18 protein-coding genes and 2 pseudogenes are annotated in these 19560 nt (G+C 44.3%); 17 read left to right on the top strand and 3 right to left on the bottom strand.

Annotation, left to right across the window (positions count from 1 at the left end; translation table 11 throughout):
* Nucleotides 1-49 precede the first annotated feature (49 nt).
* Nucleotides 50-298: a hypothetical protein gene (locus N5P32_RS16005; protein WP_265730021.1), complete on the bottom strand. Its 249-nt coding sequence runs from the start codon at nucleotides 296-298 to the stop codon at nucleotides 50-52.
* Nucleotides 295-1029, bottom strand: coding sequence for a tRNA (N6-threonylcarbamoyladenosine(37)-N6)-methyltransferase TrmO (gene tsaA, locus N5P32_RS16000; protein ID WP_265730020.1), 735 nt, complete (start codon nucleotides 1027-1029; stop codon nucleotides 295-297). The genes N5P32_RS16005 and tsaA overlap by 4 nt, the downstream gene beginning before the upstream one ends.
* A 131-nt stretch (nucleotides 1030-1160) precedes the next feature.
* Here tsaA and N5P32_RS15995 point away from each other — a divergent pair, with 131 nt between their 5' ends.
* The 16 genes and pseudogenes from N5P32_RS15995 to N5P32_RS15920 all read left to right on the top strand — a co-directional run bounded on the left by N5P32_RS15995 (nucleotide 1161) and on the right by N5P32_RS15920 (nucleotide 16280).
* Nucleotides 1161-2420, top strand: a complete 1260-nt coding sequence (locus N5P32_RS15995) for a glutamate-5-semialdehyde dehydrogenase (protein WP_265730019.1) — start codon at nucleotides 1161-1163, stop codon at nucleotides 2418-2420.
* On the top strand, nucleotides 2410-3075 hold the full coding sequence (gene nadD / locus N5P32_RS15990; RefSeq protein WP_265730018.1) for a nicotinate-nucleotide adenylyltransferase: 666 nt from the start codon (nucleotides 2410-2412) through the stop codon (nucleotides 3073-3075). The genes N5P32_RS15995 and nadD overlap by 11 nt, the downstream gene beginning before the upstream one ends.
* Before the next feature lie 14 nt (nucleotides 3076-3089).
* Nucleotides 3090-3443, top strand: coding sequence for a ribosome silencing factor (rsfS, locus tag N5P32_RS15985; protein ID WP_265730017.1), 354 nt, complete (start codon nucleotides 3090-3092; stop codon nucleotides 3441-3443).
* Between the two features lie 11 nt (nucleotides 3444-3454).
* A complete protein-coding gene (gene rlmH / locus N5P32_RS15980; RefSeq protein ID WP_265730016.1) occupies nucleotides 3455-3922 on the top strand; it encodes a 23S rRNA (pseudouridine(1915)-N(3))-methyltransferase RlmH in 468 nt (155 codons plus the stop codon).
* Between the two features lie 117 nt (nucleotides 3923-4039).
* Nucleotides 4040-4582, top strand: a pseudogene (locus N5P32_RS15975) (penicillin-binding protein 2); the annotation flags it as partial.
* A 347-nt stretch (nucleotides 4583-4929) separates the two neighbouring features.
* The gene (locus N5P32_RS15970; RefSeq protein WP_265730015.1) at nucleotides 4930-5814 is read left to right on the top strand and encodes a penicillin-binding transpeptidase domain-containing protein; all 885 of its coding nucleotides are present in this window, start codon (nucleotides 4930-4932) and stop codon (nucleotides 5812-5814) included.
* Nucleotides 5804-6925: a rod shape-determining protein RodA gene (gene rodA, locus N5P32_RS15965; protein ID WP_265730014.1), complete on the top strand. Its 1122-nt coding sequence runs from the start codon at nucleotides 5804-5806 to the stop codon at nucleotides 6923-6925. The genes N5P32_RS15970 and rodA overlap by 11 nt, the downstream gene beginning before the upstream one ends.
* Nucleotides 6922-7980 carry a lytic murein transglycosylase B gene (gene mltB, locus N5P32_RS15960; protein ID WP_265730013.1) on the top strand — a complete coding sequence of 353 codons (1059 nt, stop codon included), beginning with the start codon at nucleotides 6922-6924 and terminating at the stop codon, nucleotides 7978-7980. Before rodA ends, mltB begins: the two co-directional genes overlap by 4 nt.
* A 46-nt stretch (nucleotides 7981-8026) precedes the next feature.
* Nucleotides 8027-8902, top strand: coding sequence for a septal ring lytic transglycosylase RlpA family protein (locus N5P32_RS15955; RefSeq protein WP_265730012.1), 876 nt, complete (start codon nucleotides 8027-8029; stop codon nucleotides 8900-8902).
* A gap of 82 nt (nucleotides 8903-8984) precedes the next feature.
* Nucleotides 8985-10133: a D-alanyl-D-alanine carboxypeptidase family protein gene (locus N5P32_RS15950; RefSeq protein WP_265730011.1), complete on the top strand. Its 1149-nt coding sequence runs from the start codon at nucleotides 8985-8987 to the stop codon at nucleotides 10131-10133.
* 25 nt (nucleotides 10134-10158) lie between these two features.
* Nucleotides 10159-10464 carry a YbeD family protein gene (locus N5P32_RS15945; RefSeq protein WP_265730010.1) on the top strand — a complete coding sequence of 102 codons (306 nt, stop codon included), beginning with the start codon at nucleotides 10159-10161 and terminating at the stop codon, nucleotides 10462-10464.
* Nucleotides 10465-11110, top strand: a pseudogene (gene lipB / locus N5P32_RS15940) (lipoyl(octanoyl) transferase LipB).
* Nucleotide 11111: 1 nt separating this feature from the next.
* The gene (gene lipA / locus N5P32_RS15935) at nucleotides 11112-12071 is read left to right on the top strand and encodes a lipoyl synthase (RefSeq protein WP_265730009.1); all 960 of its coding nucleotides are present in this window, start codon (nucleotides 11112-11114) and stop codon (nucleotides 12069-12071) included.
* 205 nt (nucleotides 12072-12276) lie between these two features.
* Nucleotides 12277-14130 carry a biosynthetic arginine decarboxylase gene (gene speA, locus N5P32_RS15930; protein ID WP_265730008.1) on the top strand — a complete coding sequence of 618 codons (1854 nt, stop codon included), beginning with the start codon at nucleotides 12277-12279 and terminating at the stop codon, nucleotides 14128-14130.
* 54 nt (nucleotides 14131-14184) lie between these two features.
* The gene (gene aguB / locus N5P32_RS15925; protein ID WP_265730007.1) at nucleotides 14185-15063 is read left to right on the top strand and encodes an N-carbamoylputrescine amidase; all 879 of its coding nucleotides are present in this window, start codon (nucleotides 14185-14187) and stop codon (nucleotides 15061-15063) included.
* A 329-nt stretch (nucleotides 15064-15392) separates the two neighbouring features.
* Entirely contained in the window at nucleotides 15393-16280 is an 888-nt protein-coding gene (locus N5P32_RS15920) for a GNAT family N-acetyltransferase (protein ID WP_265730006.1), read from the top strand.
* A 10-nt stretch (nucleotides 16281-16290) separates the two neighbouring features.
* Here the strand turns inward: N5P32_RS15920 and N5P32_RS15915 are convergent, their stop codons facing one another.
* Nucleotides 16291-17019: a hypothetical protein gene (locus N5P32_RS15915; protein WP_265730005.1), complete on the bottom strand. Its 729-nt coding sequence runs from the start codon at nucleotides 17017-17019 to the stop codon at nucleotides 16291-16293.
* Between the two features lie 180 nt (nucleotides 17020-17199).
* Here N5P32_RS15915 and parC point away from each other — a divergent pair, with 180 nt between their 5' ends.
* Entirely contained in the window at nucleotides 17200-19497 is a 2298-nt protein-coding gene (parC, locus tag N5P32_RS15910) for a DNA topoisomerase IV subunit A (RefSeq protein ID WP_265730004.1), read from the top strand.
* The last annotated feature ends 63 nt before the right edge of the window (nucleotides 19498-19560 follow it).

The raw sequence follows: 19560 nt of genomic DNA, 5'->3' as shown, positions 1-19560 counted from the left end.
TACACATAACATGTGGATAACCATGGGTATAGTTGCTGTGTATATTTTGTTAACGCAATGCCGCCAGTAATGTTTCGGTGTCCTCTTCGCTCCAATCTTTTTTATTCAGTAGTGCTTTTAATGCATTGCTTTGCTGTGTGTTGTGTAGGTTTTTTTGGAATTTTGCGTAATGAAAGTCTTTAATAAGGCGCTCATCGTCTTTAGAGCGGTAAAGTGGCGGTTTTTCGGCAGTTTTTTGGGTTTCTTTATTTAATTTATCGACCGTTTTATATGTGTTCAAAAACTGCTTTTTATTCATGTCATGCTCTCTTGCTCTTGTTCAATTCTAAGAATTTCAAAGTGATCGTTTCTTGCGCACCATTTTACATTAATGTCCCAAAGTTTTATGCCATGCTCTCTGTGTGTCTGCTCTGACAAATAAGAAGGTCTTGGATCTTGCTCTACTATTTGTTCAATTAAAGTGCTTATCTCTCTTTTGTGCAAACTTTGATACTGCTCGCATTGTGTTTTTGCTTGTTCGGAAAAGATTACGGGTTTCTTGGGTGACTGGCTTGGTGTTGGTGCAAAGCCACCTTTGGCATCAGTGATGCTGTCTGCGTAGGGCAGGTAGGGTTTAATGTCTAGAACGGGGGTTCCATCAAGTAAGTCTGCTCCGTGTAAATCGATGAATATTTTTTGTTTTTCTTGATATATACGACCTATTTTTACCACGGACAGGCCTATTGGATTGGGTCTGTGTGTAGCGCGAGTGGCGAATATCCCCATTTTTATTTTCCCACCCAAGCGGGGAGGGCGTATTTTTGCTTTCCAATTTTCGGTTATGCAGGCATGGAAAATAAACTGTATCCAGATATGTGAAAAACCATCAAGTCCATCTAATACATCAAGGCGATTGTAAGGCGGAAGAAGTTCTATTTTTGCGGTGGCCTCTGTCACTAAACCTGGTTGGCGAGGGATGCCAAACTTTTCTTTGTAACAGGAGTGAACGATGCCAATGGTAGATAGGGTGAAAGAGTTAGGGGATGACAATGGAAGATCCTTTCGTAAAAATCGGCACTAAATGAATAAAAATATTGTGGTAGTATACTGTCTTGGTTTAAGAGATCGCGATTTATTTGCTGGTCTGTTGTCTGTTTTTTTACTTTTAATAGAGATTAAAAATGTCCTTAGAATCTTATATGAATCAAATTGGTCAGCAAGCTAGGGCGGCTTCGCGTCTTCTTGCTAAAGCATCCACAGAGCAAAAAAATATGGCTTTGTTTGCCATGGCTGATGCTTTGGAAGTTGCACGACCTCGATTGATATTAGAGAACGCTAAGGACTTAGATAGTGGCGAAGAGAAAGGCCTTGATGCGGCGTTGATTGATCGGTTGCGTCTGGATGATGCACGTATTGATGGCATGATTGAAGGTTTGCGTCAGGTCGCTGCTTTGCCGGACCCTGTTGGCGAAATCACAGACATGGTATTCCGTCCTTCTGGTATTCAGTTGGGTAAAATGCGTGTTCCTTTAGGTGTGGTGGGGATTATTTATGAGTCTCGTCCTAATGTCACCATTGATGCTGCTAGTTTGTGTCTGAAATCGGGTAATGCCACTATTTTGCGTGGCGGCTCAGAAGCATTTTATTCAAATCAGGCCATTGCAGAGGCGGTGTCTGAAGGATTGAAAGCCGTTGGTTTACCAGAGTTTGCCGTACAAGTCTTGAACACGACAGATCGTGATGCGGTTGGTAAATTGATCACTATGCCTGAATTTGTGGATGTGATCGTTCCGCGAGGTGGCAAAGGGTTAATTGAGCGTATTAGTAAGGATGCAAGGGTGCCTGTTATTAAGCATCTTGATGGCAATTGTCATGTCTATATTGATGATGAAGCAGATTTAGAAAAAGCATTTAACATTGCGTTAAACGCGAAAACACGTCGCTATGGTGTGTGTAATGCAATGGAGTCGTTGTTGATTCATCAATCGGTTGTTGGCGAGATCTTACCAAGGCTTGTTGCTGCCTACACAGAAAAAGGGGTCGAGTTAGTTGGGTGTGAGGCTTCACAGGCTTTTTCTTCCGCAATTGGAAGAGCGACGGAGGAGGATTGGTTTACCGAATACCTCGCGCCAAAACTGTCTGTGAAAGTCGTGTCTGATATTGATGAAGCCATTGCGCACATTAATCAGTATGGTTCACATCACTCGGACGCCATTGTTTCCTGTAATTATTCAAAAACGCGTGCGTTCATGACCGAAGTGGATTCTTCTTCTGTCATGGTTAACGCATCTACGGCCTTTGCGGATGGTTTTGAATATGGCTTGGGTGCGGAAATTGGTATTTCAACGGATAAAATACACGCTCGTGGGCCAGTTGGGCTGATTGGTTTAACCAGTCAAAAGTATATAGTGTTGGGTGACGGTCATACTCGTGACAATTAACGCAAAAGGAAATGTGAAAACGGCTGGGTTGGCCATTATGGGGGGGACATTTGATCCTGTTCATAATGGCCATCTTAGAACAGCGGTTGAGATTTTGGACCGTTATCATTATTCGGCTTTGAAGTTGATTCCTTGTTTTCAGCCAGTGCATAAAGATCGGCCAAGTGTCATGCCTCAGCAAAGGCTTGATATGGTAAAGCTGGCCATGTCTGGTGATGCTCGTTTAAGTGTTGATTCTAGAGAAATTGATCGCGAAGGTCCTAGCTATAGTATTGATACGTTACGTGACCTTAGGGCAGAAATGGGGCCAAATGAGCCACTTATTATGGTGTTGGGAATGGACAGCTTTTTGTCCCTTCCTACATGGCATGATTGGCAAAAAATTATTCAATATGCGCATTTGTTGGTGGTGTCTCGTCCAGGTTGGGAGCCCGATTTAATCTCTGAATTGAGTGGTTTTTGCGAAAACTATCGTGCCGCCTCACCGCATGAGTTACAATGCGCGCCCTCAGGGCGAATCTGGTTTGAAACACTCACTCCTTTGGGAATATCCTCTAGTATGATCAGAGGGTTAGCTCGAAAAAATGAGTCTATTGCTTACCTTTTACCAGAGCCCGTTCAGAATTACATAGAGCAACATCAATTATATCGATAGGAAAACGTAATTATATGAGTCAACTTAATCTCACAGCAGATCAAATTTTAGCTTTTGCTGTTGAAGCATTGGAAGATGTCAAGGGTGATAAAATCACTGTGCTTAATGTCGGTAGTCATACCGATATGATGGATTACATGGTGATTTGTACGGGTACTTCTAAGCGTCATGTGAATGCGCTGGGTCAAAATGTATTTGAACACTTGAAAGGAAAAGGTCTTCAGCCACTAGGTTCTGAAGGTCGTGGTATGGGAAGTGACTGGGTTTTGGTTGATTTGCATGATGTTGTTGTGCATGTGATGACAGAAGAAGCACGAGCATTTTATGACCTTGAAAAATTGTGGGACATTAAACCAGAACAAATTTAAGGCTCTTTTTAATGCGTGTTCGTTTGATTGCTGTTGGCAGTAAAATGCCCAAATGGGTGACAGAAGGTTATGATGAGTACTCAAAACGCCTTCCAAAAGATTTTGCATTAGAGCTTTTAGAGATCCCGATGTCACCTCGGGGGAAAAATACTGACATTGCAAAAGCCATTCGAAAGGAAGGCGATCTCATGCTAGAGGCGATTCCTCCAAGCGATAAGGTTATTGCCATGGAGGTGTTGGGTAAAGAATGGTCTACTGAGCAGTTAGCGGACCAAACTGGGCAATGGCGAATGGATGGATATAATGTCAGTCTGTTGGTTGGTGGCCCAGATGGACTTGACCCAAGGTGTACTGCGCGAGCTGACCAAGTGTGGTCTTTGTCTCGTTTGACCTTGCCACACCCCATGGTGAGAATTATTTTAGCGGAGCAGATTTATCGTGCTTGGACGCTTATGAATAATCACCCGTATCATAGGTAAGGTAGACAGGTGAGTCGTCGACATCAAAATTTTCGGAATTATCGCCAAGAGCAGCGGCTCACTCAGCACCGTCTGATCGCCGCCGCCGTTTTTGTCTTGGTGCTTGTTATTATTTTGATGGCTCGACTTTTTTACCTGCAAGTCATAGAACACGATTTATACCAAACGAAAGCGGACGACAATCGGGTAATGCTGGTGACCGAGCCGCCACCTCGCGGGCTAATTTACGACCGTAATGGCGTTATTCTGGCAGACAATCGGCCTATTCACAGTTTGACGGTAACCCCTGAGCGTATTGACAGTCTTCCTCAGTTAAAAACAGCGCTTTCTGACATTATCGAGATAAGTGATGATGAGTGGGAAGACTTTGAAGACCGTCTTAAAGAATATCGTAGACCATATCAGTCTTTAACCTTAAAGCCTCAACTGACCGATGAAGAATGGGCTAGAGTGTCTGTTGATCTGTACCGATTGGATGGTGTTCAGGTCGAGGCGCAGCTGACGAGATACTACCCATATGGCGAGGCGTTTGCTCATGCTATTGGTTATGTTGGCCGTATTACTTCAAAAGATTTAGAAACCGTTGACCGACAAGCCTATCAAGGGGCTTTATTTATCGGTAAAACGGGCATCGAAGGCTATTACGAAAAAACATTATTTGGCGAAGCTGGCCTCAGCAAAGTTGAGGTGAATGCCCGCGGTCGAATAATGTCAGAATTGGATCGACAAAACCCCACACCAGGTAAAGACTTGCATCTGTATTTGGATGCTAGACTGCAGCAGTATGCCTATGATCTATTGGGTGATTATACGGGCTCTGTTGTCGCCATTGACCCAACTACAGGTGGGATCTTGGCGCTGGTTTCTAAGCCAGGTTATGATCCCAATCTATTTGTTCGTGGCATTTCTGTTGCTAACTACAGTGCGCTGCGTCAATCTAAAAAACTCCCCTTTTCAATCGTGCGTTGCGTGGTGGTTATCCGCCAGCATCGACAATCAAGCCCTTTATGGCACTTGCAGGCCTTGAATATGGGTTTGCTTCTTGGACGGAGCGATATTTCGCCAAAGGCTATTACCAAATTAACCCAGACGGGCGTCGATATCGAGACTGGAAACGAACGGGTCATGGATGGATTGATCTAGAGCGCTCTATTATCGAATCGGTTGATACTTACTATTATCAATTAGCGAATAAAATGGGTATCACGCCCATTCATAATTTTTTAACCCGTTTTGGTTTTGGGCAAAGTAATTTGTTGGATTTAAATGGCGAGAGCAATGGTTTATTGCCTTCCAATGAGTGGAAAAAGGCCAAGTATAAAGAACCTTGGTATCCGGGGGATTCTGTTAACGTCGGTATCGGTCAAGGGTTTATGGTGGCCACTCCTGTTCAAATTGCTTCTGCGACCTCTGCATTAGCCAGTAAAGGTCATTATTTCTATCCACGCATGGCTCGTACGATTGGTGAGCAAGCTGCCACGTTTGAGAATGGATTGGGTGATGAGCACGACATCGTATTGAAAGATCAGAGAAACTGGGGGCGGATGATAGATGCCATGCGAAAAGTGGTAACAGATTCTCATGGTACAGCAAGACGCTTGCAAGGTACTGAGTATGATATCGCAGGGAAGACAGGAACGGGTCAGGTGTTTAGTTTGCAAGAAGACCAAGAATACGATGCGGATGCGCTGGAAAAGCGCTTGCATGATCACGCTTTATTTATTGGTTTTGCGCCGGCGAAGAATCCTAAAATTTCTGTTTTTGCTATTTTTGAAAATGGTGGTAGTAGTTCAAAGCCTGCTGATTTAACCAAAGCCCTGTTTGACGCGTATCTATACAATGATTACCCCGAGCGATACGACTACTTAAAAGGGAACAACAATGTCAGATAGTGTGTATCGTAGAGTCTTATCTTTTACTAATGCTCGTTTGTGGAAGTTGGTGCACATCGATGTCTTGCTGATGGCCTCATTGCTGTTATTAATTGTCGGTGGCCTTTTCGTCTTGTATTCCGCATCCGGTCAAAATGTCGCAATGGTCGAGCGCCAAGTGTTTCGATTGGCCATAGGCCTATTGGTGTGTTTAGCGCTGGCTCAGTTGCCGCCTAAGTATATGAAGCGCGCATCCCCAAGTTTATTCATTTTTATTACCGTTTTGTTGATTGGTGTGTTGCTCTTTGGCGTCGGGGCCAAAGGGGCGCAACGTTGGTTAGCTTTGCCCGGCGGTTTGCGATTTCAGCCTTCTGAGATCATGAAGATCGTCATGCCAATGATGATTGCGTGGTACTTTTCGGATAGGCAATTACCGCCGAACATAAAACAAATTTTATCTGTGCTTGGCTTAATTGTTGTGCCCGTATTAATGATAGCGAAACAGCCTGATCTAGGGACATCGCTGTTGGTGGCAGTGTCCGGCATTTTTGTTCTCTTTCTTGCTGGCTTAGGGTGGCGTTATATTCTTGGCGCCGCCGCGATGGCTCCGGTTGCTGGTTATGCATTATGGCAGTTTATGCACGACTATCAGCGTCAAAGGGTGTTGACCTTCTTAAACCCTGAAAGTGACCCTTTGGGTTCTGGGTGGAATATTATCCAATCCAAAACGGCGATAGGGTCTGGTGGCGTGTATGGGAAAGGCTTTTTAGAAGGCACGCAAGCGCAGTTAGATTTTCTCCCTGAAAGTCATACTGATTTTATTATTGCCGTGCTTGCCGAAGAGTTTGGCATGCTGGGGTGTGGTGTTTTGATATTGGCGTATTTACTGGTTATTGCTCGTGGTTTGTACATAGCGGCGAATGCAGAGGATAACTATGCGCGGTTATTAGCGGGCAGTTTGACGCTTACTTTTTTCGTATACATGTTTGTAAATATTGGGATGGTGTCAGGTATTTTGCCTGTGGTTGGGGTACCCTTACCGCTTGTCAGTTACGGTGGTACTTCGATTATTACCATCATGGCGACATTTGGGATTCTAATGTCAATACAAACACATAAAAGAGCAAGATGATGATTAAGCAAGCTGCATGGTTGTTTTTAGCGCTTGGTCTGACTGCATGTAGTAGTACGGATCATTCTACATTGCCTTCCAATTCTGGTGTCAGTGATACTCTGCTGGAGGAAATGCCTGAAGAATGGGCTGACTCCTATGCGGGTAATCCTGAGGTTCAACTTTTTATAGAGCGTCTCGTACGCTTATATAATTACGACAAGTCACGCTTAGAATTGGCGTTTTCACGCATTAAGCTGCGTCCGAAAGTCATTGAAAAATCGGACAATCAACCGGAAGTCATTACCCCTTATTATGAGTATAAGACACGTTTCGTAACAGAAGACAGAGCGAAGCTAGGTCAGGCGTTTGCGAAACGGAATGAATATTGGTTGCGTAAAGCTGAGCAAGAGTTTGGTGTTGAGCCGCGGGTGATCGTCGCTTTAATTGGTGTCGAAACCTATTATGGTCGTATAACAGGATCCAAAGATGTTTTTACTTCGTTAACCACGTTGGCTTTTGATTACCCAAGGCGAAAGGACTACTTTCAAAGCGAACTAGAAGCGTATTTATTGCTAGCCCGTAAAGAGGGTTGGAACATTGGTGAAACGAAAGGGTCATACAGTGGTGCGATGGGCATGGTGCAATTCATGCCGAGTAATTACCAAAAGCTGGCACTTGATTATGATAAAAATGGCCACATTGACCTATGGGGTTCCGAAGCAGATTCCATTGGTAGCGTCGCAAACTACCTAAAGCACCACGGCTGGCAGTCAAAGCAGCCTTGGTATGTTATGGCGTATGTTGCTAACCCTGAAAAAGTGACAGATTTGGTCAATTATGGCCGTAAAGCGAGTACCGAAATGTCGGATTGGTCTGCTTTGGATGTTTTGCCGACTCAACCGTTTATTCCCAGAAAAACAGGTTTGATCGCATTGCGTACCGCTCCAGAGACAGTGTCGTACTGGCTTGCTTATGAGAATTTTTTTACGATTATGGATTATAACCCGAGTAGACGATACGCCATGTCAGTATTGGAACTCGCTGAGAGTATAGGGCGTTATGAAAGTCATTAACATACTGTTAGTAACCAGTGTTTGCACGCTGGTGCTAAGTGGATGTATGAGTACTCGCCATGTTTTAGGCAAAGACGACATTGATTATGAAAAGGCCTCTGGTGGTGGCCGTTATACTATTTTGCAGGACCATGCGCCGACAGGGGACATTAAGGTCGACCATCTACCTGACCTAGTACCAAAGTGGGAACAAAAAAGTCGGGGTGGGAACAAGAGTCCTTATGAGGTTTGGGGTAAAAAATATTGGGTGATGGATTCGGCACAGGGTTACGTCGCAGAAGGGACGGCATCCTGGTACGGTAAAAAATTTCATGGTCATAAAACCTCAAATGGGGAAACATATGACATGTACAGCTTCTCAGCCGCTCATAAATCACTGCCGCTCCCAACCTATCTCAAAGTAACCAACCTTGATAATCAGCGATCGGTTATTGTTAGGGTGAATGATCGCGGGCCATTTCATGGCGACCGGTTGATCGACCTCTCATACGCTGCTGCGGCCCGCTTGGATTATCATAAAAAAGGGTTGGCTAGAGTGAGAATAGAGGCCATAACGCCGTCACAGGGGCAACGTTATTCTGCACCTAATACGCCGTCAGTAGAGTCTGTAAAGCCGCCGGAGGCCTTGCCAATAAAGGCTTCAGATGATGGTGGCGCTGAGGTAAAAATAGACTCTTCTGGGTTGGTGTTTTCACATCTTCAACTGGGGGCGTTTAGTGCAGAAGATTCGGCAGATAAGCTCAAGCAGCGACTTTTCGAAGCATTTGATACCCGTGTTAACGTGGTCGTTAACAAACAAAATGACGGCCTATATAAAGTGTTTGTTGGGCCATTTAATGGTGCAAACGAATTGCAAGAATGGCAAACGAAATTGCAACAGGAGGGGTTTGGTAATCCGGTGAGAGTTGCCTTGATCCCGTAAGTACACTTTTTTTGGGCTAGAGATTCACAGAGTGCTCTAGTATGATTTGCTAACATTTTTTTAGAAGACGATATTTTTGAGTATGAAAAAACTCCTAGTAACACTATCCCTAATAGTCAGTTTTGTTAGTGGCTCTGTTTTTGCCGCTCCTTCATTAATTCCGACACCGCCACAGTTGTCTGCGAGCAGCTATATTCTTATGGATGCGTACACGGGCGATATATTGGTAGAGCATAATGCAGATCAAGCTCTACCACCGGCAAGCTTAACAAAGTTGATGACCGCTTATATCGTAGAATATGAACTTGCTCGCGGTAACTTATCTCTTGAAGATAAAGTTAGTGTCAGTGAAAAAGCGTGGCGCATGGAAGGCTCGCGAATGTTTATTCGTGAGGGAACTCAAGTTAAGTTAGAAGACTTAATGCGTGGCATTATCATTCAATCTGGCAATGACGCCAGCGTCGCGGCTGCTGAATATGTGGCGGGAAGTGAATCTGCGTTTGCAGATCTTATGAACCAGCATGCTCAATTGCTTGGAATGGAAAATACTCATTTCGTAAACGCAACGGGCTTTCCTGCAGAAGATCATTATTCAAGTGCCCATGATTTGGCTAAATTGGCCAGAGCGACCATCCTGCATTTTCCAGAAAACTACACCATGTATTCTGAGAAAGAATTTACTTACAACAACATCCGCCAACCAAACCGTAACAAACTCTTGTGGCGTGATAAGACGGTCGATGGCCTGAAAACAGGTCACACTGATGCGGCTGGTTACTGTCTGGCGGCATCGGCCGTTCGAAATGGCACTCGATTAATTACCGTTGTTATGGGCACAAAGTCTGATACAGCGCGAGCTGTCGAATCGCAAAAATTACTTGATTATGGATTCAGATATTACGAAACACGTAAGTTATATAGTCGTGGTCAAGTTGTTAACAATGCTCGTGTGTGGGGCGGAAGCCAGTCTAATGTAAAAGTCGGTTTTTCAGAAGATGTTTTGGTAACCATGCCACGTCAACAAGGCGATTCCATTCAAGCTACGCTAGACATGCAAAAAGAAATTGTTGCTCCGATTGCTGTTGGCGATGTGTTGGGTAAGATTGTGGTTGGTTCGGGTGAAAATATTCTATTGGAGCGTCCTGTTGTTGCTCTAGAGGCTGTAGAAGAGGGTGGTTTCTTCAAGCGAATGTTTGATAAAATTAAACTCTTTTTTATGAACTTATTTTAAGCCCTTAGTGGCGAATGGTAGAGTAATGGCACTAATTACGAAAGACGGCGATCAGGCTGAAAAAGCAGTAGACGCACCCAAAATTGAGTTCCCTTGTGAAAACTATGTCATTAAGGTGGTCTCTATAGATGTGGAAGGTGTTCATGCTGACATTACACAATGTCTACTGACTCATGCTCCTGAAATGAACACCTCGGCTGAAAACATTAACCGTTCTAGCAAAGGTCGTTTTATTAGCTTTAGCTTTCGCATTGTGGCTCAAAGCGAAGACCAATTATCGGCTTTGCACCGCGACTTAATGTCGATTGAAGCCGTTAAGATGGTTATGTAAATGCAGCTAGACTTAATTTGCCGTGATTTGGGTGTCATTGACTACGCCGATACATGGGAACGAATGAAGGAGTTTACTCAAACTCGTTCAAAAGACGATGCGGATGAGATTTGGTTATTAGAACATCCTCCATTGTTCACTCAAGGGCAAGCAGGCAAAGAAGAGCATCTTTTGGCCCCAGGAAATATTCCTGTAATTCAAGTCGACCGTGGTGGTCAGGTCACGTATCATGGCCCTGGCCAGCTGGTTGCTTATGTCATGGTTGACTTAAAGCGTCTTGGCATTGGTGTACGTGATCTAGTCAGTGTACTGGAAAACTCGGTAGTCGGTGTCTTAGCAATGAACAGCATTGATGCTTATCCGAAACCGGATGCGCCTGGTGTGTATGTTACCGAGCAAAAAGATAGCATCATTGGGGTTGCGTGTACGCAGAGGCTGCTCATTTCATGGGTTGGCTTTGAATGTTGATATGGATCTCACCCCATTTAATCGTATCAATCCGTGTGGCTATCAAGGTTTACAGATGGTTGATATGAAGCGTCTTAATCAGAACGCTAATTTATCGAATGTAAAGGTTCAGCTGGCTAATCAGCTTGCTGAGCATCTCGGATATCTCAATCCGACTATCCAACAAGGGTGGAGTTAGAATGACAGCAGAACGCAAACGCGTTGTCCAAGGGGAAAAGCTACGCGGTGCCGATAAAATGGCGCGTATTCCCGTTAAAATTGTTCCAACAGAAGAAATTCCTCGCAAACCAGATTGGCTACGTGTTCGTATGCCGGCTTCTCCTGAGATTGCACGCATTAAAGCAACCTTACGAGAGCACAAGTTGGCTTCTGTTTGTGAAGAGGCGAACTGTCCTAATCTAGGTGAGTGTTTTAGTAACGGAACGGCAACATTCATGATTATGGGTGAGATTTGTACGCGTCGCTGCCCTTTCTGTGATGTGGCTCATGGTCGCCCTAATCCATTGAGTGCTGATGAGCCAAAAGAGTTGGCTGCAGCGATTCGAGATATGAAGCTTAAGTACGTTGTTATTACGTCTGTTGACCGTGATGACCTTCGTGATGGTGGTGCGCAGCATTTTGTGGACTGCATTAGAGAAACACGTGCAGAAAGTCCAAATATTGAAATTGAGACACTTGTTCCTGATTTCCGTGGTCGTATGGAAGTGGCTGTTGATACCTTATCGATTGCTCCACCGGATGTGTTCAATCACAACTTAGAATCCATTCCGCGTTTATATCGTCAAGTGAGACCGGGTTCTGACTATCAATGGTCGTTAGATTTGTTGAAGAACTTCAAAGATCGTTGTCCAGATGTACCAACTAAGTCAGGTTTGATGGTTGGTATGGGTGAGACATTCGAAGAGATTGTTGAAGTATTGAAAGATTTGCGAGCACATAATGTTGATATGCTAACAATCGGTCAGTATTTGCAACCATCTAAGCATCACTTCCCTATGGCGCGTTTTGTTCCGCCTGAAGAGTTTGCTCGTTACGAAGAAGTTGCAAAAGAATTAGGGTTTAAACACGCCGCTTGTGGACCTTTGGTTCGTTCCTCTTATCATGCAGATAAGCAGGCTCATGGTGAGCGCGTTTCTTAATTTTTGGATGCGTTATAATAAAGCGGAGTTAAGATGCGTCTTAGCCCCGCTTTTTTTATTCGTTTGAAACGTAAAATATATATCTGTATTTTACAATGCCATACCTTATATTCACACAGTATGGATTTATAAGTCATTAGACTTTTGGAGATAATATGAAGCCTTGGTCAATCAAAGATTCAATGGAACTATACAATGTTGGTCATTGGAGCAGTGGTTTTTTTCAATTAATGACAAAGGCAGGGCGATTGCTTTACCTGATAGAGAAAACAGTATTGATTTGACTGAGCTTTCTGTTGCGTTGAAGGAGCAAGGTATTCCATACCCTTGTCTTGTTCGCTTTCCTAATATCCTGCATTCGCGCATTGAGAAAATTACGAACTCGTTTCAGCAGGCGATAGATCACTATGATTATCAGGCCAAATACGCGATCGTGTACCCTATCAAGGTAAACCAACAGCGTCGAGTGGTTGAGGAAATTGCAGCGTGTCAGCCTGATAATGCATCGACAGTTGGCTTGGAAGCCGGAAGTAAGCCAGAGTTGATGGCAGTACTGGCTATGCATAAAAATGCGGATGGTATTATTGTTTGTAATGGCTACAAAGACCGTGAGTTCATCCATCTTGCATTGATGGCTGAAAAAATGGGACACCAAGTATTTATCGTGGTCGAGAAAATGCACGAACTGGATTGGATTCTAGAAGAAGCGGCCAAAATCAATGTTCAGCCGCGAATTGGTATCCGTATTCGATTGGCGTCAACTTGTACCACGCACTGGGGTAACAGTGGCGGTGAAAAGTCTAAATTTGGTTTAACGACGTCTCAGTTATTACGTGCCATTGATCGACTGCGTGAGTTGGATCTGTTGCATTGCCTAGAACTTATTCATTTCCACTTAGGCTCACAAATTACTCGTATCCGAGACATCCAAAACAGCTTGAAAGAATGTGCCCGTTACTATGCCGAATTGCATCAGATGGATGTTAAGGTGAAATGGGTCGACGTTGGTGGCGGATTGGGCGTGGATTACGAAGGAACTCGTTGTCAAAATGATTTCTCTGCGAACTACAGCATTGGCGAGTACGCGAATAACGTAGTGTTTGCATTCCATAACGTGTGTGAACAATACGAACTTCCACATCCGCACCTTATTTCTGAGTCTGGCCGCGCGGTCACAGCGCACCATGCGATGATGATTGCGGATGTATTTTCACACGGTGCAGAGCTGTTGCCGATTGAAGAGCCTGCAGAGGACAGTGAGCTTGAATTGCAACGACTTTGGGCATCTTACCAAAGCTTGAAAGGCCAGAATGATGATGAAAGCCGATCTTTAGTCGAAATTTATCATGATTTACTGGATGATTTTAACGACAGTTTGACCTTGTACAATCATGGTCAGCTTAACCTTTCACAACGTGCGCAAGCCGAGAATCTTTTCTTGTCTGCGTGTCGTAATCTATTGCCACGCTTAGATAACCGAAACAGAGGTCATCGGGCGGTCATAGATGAGCTTAATGAGCGTTTGGCTGAAAAGTTGTTTGTTAACTTGTCGGTTTTCCAATCCATGCCAGATGCGTGGGGAATCGACCAATTGTTCCCAGTATTGCCTTTGCAAGGTTTGGATCAAGCGCCTTCTTTTAGAGGAAAAATCCAAGATGTAACCTGTGACTCTGATGGCTGTTTATACAGTTATGTTGATGGTCAAGGAATTGAGTCTTCTTTGCCTTTGCCTCCACCGCCACCAAAAGGTGAAGATTATTTGATGGGGTTCTTCTTGGTGGGCGCGTACCAAGAGACGTTGGGAGATTTGCACAACTTGTTTGGTGACACTTGCTCCGTGGATGTTTACCTGACTGAAGATGGTTTTAAGATTGACCATGTATTGAAAGGTGACAGCGTTCAAGATGTTCTTAAATCTGTTAGCTATAACGAAAATGAGCTGCTTAAACGTTACCAAGACAAAGTCGCTGCTAGCCCGCTGACTCAGGAAGAGCAGGTGACCTTAATGGCAACCTATAAAAAAGTACTCGAAGGCACAACGTATTTAACGCAGGTTTAAGTTGGACGGTAGTAATAATCGTTGTGCATTTCGAAATATTGGAGGTATTGAATTATGAGTAATGTAAAAGTCGCGTGTGTGCAAATGTCGGTTGGTACGGATTTTCAAGCGAATTTAGACAATGCCGTGGCGCAAGTCAGAGAAGCGGCAGCGAATCAAGCCAACATTATTTTGTTGCAAGAATTGTTCATGGGGCCGTATTTTTGTATAGATCAAAAGCCTGCCTATTTTGACTGGGCCCAACCAGTGAACGATTGTTTGGCCATTCAAACCATGAGCCAGCTTGCTAAAGAGCTGGGCGTGGTTTTACCCATTAGCTTCTTTGAGCGCGATGGTAATGTGTTTTATAACTCGTTGGTTATGATTGATGCCAACGGAGACGTGATGGATTTATACCGTAAAACACACATTCCTGATGGTCCTGGTTACCAAGAAAAATACTACTTCACACCAGGGAACACTGGTGTGAAAGTATGGGATACCCAATTCGGACGCATTGGGTGCGGTATTTGTTGGGATCAGTGGTTTCCTGAGTTGGCTCGTGAGTTGGCTTTGAAGGGAGCCGAGCTGATTTTCTATCCAACTGCCATCGGTTCTGAGCCGCCTTACCCTGAATGGGATTCAAAAGATCATTGGCAGCGTACGATGCAGGGGCATTCTGCGGCAAATATGGTGCCGGTGATCGCCGCGAATCGGGTTGGTCGAGAAGACGGTGAGAATAGCTTTATCCAGTTTTACGGTTCGTCTTTTATGACCGATGAAATGGGCGCTATGAAGTGTGTCGCGGGTCGTGATGAAAATACTATTTTGTATTCTGAGTACGATCTGGAGGCGATACGTAAAGCGCGCCGCTCGTTTGGTTTGTTTAGAGACCGTCGTCCTGATCAATACCATGCCATTACCTCAGGTGCGGGCATTACTTGGGAAAAATAATTTATAAACAAAAAAGTGCCCGCATGATGCGGGCACAAAGCTTTCCATATCCCTATTGATATAAAGGGGGATATCAATAGGGAAGATCTATTTACACTTGGCTTTTCGAAGCCTAAACAAAATATAAAAATAGTGTATACGGTACTTTCTCAGTACCTCTGACGATGTTTAAATGCGTAATTCCAGCCTTCAATAAGAAAGAGAGCTTTCGTCAGTATAGATCTGTCCAAAACGTAGATACTAACTATAGCCGTAGATTTTACATTCGTGCGGATATAATTTGTATTTGTGTGTTTATGAGCAATTCACTCCAACGTATCAGAGAGCCCATGAGCGTATTTAGTTCCCCAGAATCGACACCTTATTTTGCGATAATGCTATCCAGCAAGCTTATGTTGAATGATTTGACGTACCGAATCATGGCTGAAAAAACGCTTGAGTTGGCTAAGGAGCAACCCGGCTTCCTCGGCGCTGAGTGTGGCTCTGGAGAAATGGATCTGTTGGTGACGTATTGGAGCACAAGAAAAGCCGCTGACGCATGGTTGAATCATGACATGTTGCGTCGGATTCTATCGATTGGTGAAAATTTCTGGTATGAAGATTATTCGTTAAAGTTGTTTGAAGTGATGAAAGACATGCGCTTTAAGTGTTCTGATCAAACTGTACATGCGTCTCGTTTTCCGCGAATTGAGACAGAAAGAGGGGTGCTGCGCATACTGGATGAATCGCAAGCGCCGTTACTGTATGACTATATTAATCAAGAAAAGACGTTCCTGGCTCCGTGGGAGCCGTTGAGAAGTGAAGGCTATTATTCTCTTGAAACTTGTATGCTGCGGGTTCGAGAAATGCGTCGTGATTTCTTGGAAGATAAAGGGGTGGTGCTCTGTTTTCTATCTCCAAATGAAGACAGGATGCTCGCTTATACCAATTACTCGAATATTATCCGAGGTGTTTTCCAAGCCTGTAACCTAGGTTACAGCTTGCGAGAGAGTGAGCAGGGAAAAGGCATCATGCATGAAGCGTTAAAAGCGGGTCTGGAATATCTGTTTAAAGAACTGCACATTGATCGCATACAAGCCAGTTATATGCCTCGAAATGCACGCAGTGCGGCGGTGCTGAAAAAGCTTGGTTTTGATAAAGAGGGTGTTGCCAGAGACTATCTGAAAATTAATGGTCAGTGGGAAGACCATATTCTCACTGCTCTGGTGTTGCGTTAGTTAGTGTTTTTTAGGTCGATCTTGTTAGCAAAAGCACGCGGCCTTTCGTTGATTGAGGCGTCATGACGGACAGCATGGTTATGCTGTCTTTGTTCGGGTTTATGACGGCGCGCGGTTGTTTGTGCGGAATGATTTTTCCAAAGATTGGGCAAACTTCGGTTTGTTTGGTTTTGTCGGATAAGAATGCGGTCCCGTTTAACGGTAAAAAATATTGGGTCGCTTTTTTGTGATAATAAAGCGTTTCTTTGTACTGAGGTGGATACAGTTCTAAGCAAATTTGTCCCGATTCCCCCTCCCAAAGAGGCCAGGTTTTGATTTGGCCTCTACCTGTCTGAGACTCAACGCTGCCCGAAGACATTTTTTTGAAGGGTGGTGGTGTGTCGCTGAGGTCATGTAATGGTGAAAATTGCACCAAGCAAACCTCTGCGCTGGCGCTTAATAAGTTCACACAGTTGATGCTGTTGGCAGCCAACCAAATTCCCTGGTGTTTTTTAAGCGCTGTTTCTTGAGAGGGGCTTTCTGTGTCTTGTTGGTGGTGTTGTAAATACAACTCGCCTTTCATCACAAATAAAAACGTATTAGCAGGGTAATGGTAAAAACGGACCGGTGTCGCGCTTTGGAAAAGATGCTCGTGAGCAATGCGCAGATCGTCTTGTTGATGAATGATTAGGTGTTTGCTGGGGGCACCAAGATCGTAATCCAGAGGATCGAGTATATTTTGATCGCTTACGTTCACCATCCGCTACCTTTTTAATGTTTGCCCATATTGAAGCACGGGAATACAGGCCTTTCCATGATAATCTTACGCTGAGTGTTGCAGTGTGTTGGGAAGTTTCTTTATAGTTGACCCCATATTAGTTTTGAAATCCGTATGTGTCGATAATTTACACATTCAAATGATTGTAGAAGGAAAGTTTCCTTGAGTGAGTTGTCAAATTTCGAGTCGAATGAAACCCTTTCATTAAAAGACTACACAGAAAAAGCGTACTTAAATTACTCTATGTACGTTATTTTGGATCGAGCTTTGCCGCACATTGGTGATGGGTTAAAACCAGTTCAGCGTCGTATTATTTACGCGATGAGCGAGTTGGGACTTAAAGCCACCGCAAAATACAAAAAATCCGCTCGTACTGTGGGTGATGTGTTAGGTAAATTTCACCCGCATGGTGACAGTGCATGTTATGAAGCCATGGTGCTGATGGCTCAGCCATTTTCTTACCGTTATCCACTGGTCGACGGACAAGGAAACTGGGGAGCGCCAGACGATCCAAAATCCTTTGCTGCCATGCGTTACACCGAATCACGCTTGTCCAAATACGCTGATGTTTTACTGAAAGAAGTGAGCCAAGGTACGGTGGATTGGGTGCCTAACTTTGATGGCACGCTTCAAGAGCCTTCCGTACTGCCTTCTCGACTGCCGAATTTGTTGCTCAATGGCACAACCGGCATTGCTGTTGGTATGGCGACCGACATTCCGCCGCACAATTTGCGAGAGATAGGTGGGGCGTGTATTCATCTGTTGAACAACCCAAATGCTGACTTGGATGAGTTGCTTAATTTCGTCCAAGGTCCTGATTTCCCTACTGGTGGAGAAATCATTACTCCGCGTGGCGATATTGTTAGGCTTTATGAGACCGGCAAGGGGCAAATTAAAGCCAGAGCGCGCTTTACCATTGAAGAAGGCGAAATCGTTGTAAACGAGCTTCCTCATCAGGTGTCTGGCAGTAAAATATTAGAGCAAATTGCGGCGCAAATGCAGGCCAAAAAGCTGCCTATGGTGGTGGATTTACGCGACGAATCTGATCACGAAAACCCGACCCGTCTGGTGATCGTGCCTAAGTCTAATCGTGTTGATATCGATGCGGTGATGACACACTTGTTTGCTACGACAGATCTTGAAAAATCGTATCGTGTCAACATGAACGTAATTGGCTTGGATGGGTTGCCTCAGGTCAAACCACTGAAGAGTTTCTTGTCGGAATGGTTACGTTTTCGTATTGATGTGGTTCGCCGTCGTCTGCAATTCCGACTTGATAAGGTCATGAACCGTTTGCATATTTTGGAAGGTTTATTAATTGCCTACCTTAATATTGATGAAGTTATCGAGATCATTCGTACTGAAGACAAGCCGAAAGTGGAATTGATGGCGCGATTTGGTTTGAGTGACATGCAAGCGGAGTCCATTTTAGAGCTGAAATTACGTCACCTTGCCAAATTGGAAGAGATGCGCATCAAAGGTGAGCAAGATGAGCTTGAAAAAGAGCGTAAACAGCTAGAAGGCTTGCTGTCGTCAGATCGTAAATTGAAAAAGCTGATTACGGAAGAAATCCAAGAGGCGATTGATGCGTTTGGTGATGACAGACGTACGCCAATTGTGGCTCGTAAAGAAGCCCAAGCGTTTAGTGAAGAAGATTTGTTATCGAATGACCCTATTACGGTGGTGATTTCTAAACAAGGTTGGATCCGAGCGGCAAAAGGGCATGACATTGATGTCAATGGACTGAGCTATAAATCTGGTGACGAATTCTTGGTCAGCACGAAAGGCCGCTCAAATCAGACATTGGTGCTGCTGGCTTCCAACGGTCGAACCTACTCTATCAAAGCGCATACCTTGCCTTCTGCTCGTGGTCAGGGCGAGCCCATTACGGGTCGAATTTCTCTCGAAAAAGACGCTACGATTGTGTCTGCCGTTTTGGACAATGAAGATGCTCATTACTTAATTGCCAGTGATGCTGGTTATGGTTTTGTGGCAAAGCTGGGCGACCTTTATGCAAAAAATAAAGCAGGCAAAGCAACATTGACTCTGCCTCAGGGCGCTCAAGTGATGGCGCCTGTACTAGTACAAAATCCAGAATCTGGCCGTGTTGTGGCGGTGTCTAATGAAGGACGTATGCTAGCCTTTGATGTGGCTTCTTTGCCTCAAATGGCAAAGGGGAAAGGCAATAAAATGTTGAGCATTCCTAGCGCACGCGCAGCTGAGCGAGAAGAGCTAGTGATTGCGTTGGCGTGTGTGCAACCTACGGACTTATTGACGGCGTACGCTGGCAAGCGCTTTATTTCTTTCGCAGAAAAAGACTTAGAAGAATACCTTGGTGAACGAGGCCGAAGAGGTCTTAAGTTGCCAAGAGGTTTCCAGCGCATTGACAGTCTTGAAGTCAAAGTGGGTGAAGGTAAACAAGCGAAAGTCGACGGCACGTCTAATCAAGATTTGTTTTAATAGTGAATAATATGATCGTTGGGTCTAGACTGTGTCTAGGCTCAACTGTTTCACATTAAGTAT

The sequence above is a fragment of the Marinomonas pontica genome (assembly GCF_026191375.1).
GTDB lineage: Bacteria > Pseudomonadota > Gammaproteobacteria > Pseudomonadales > Marinomonadaceae > Marinomonas > Marinomonas pontica.
The sequence above is the reverse complement of the archived record's forward strand: the minus strand, read 5'-3'. Positions and strand labels throughout refer to the sequence as shown.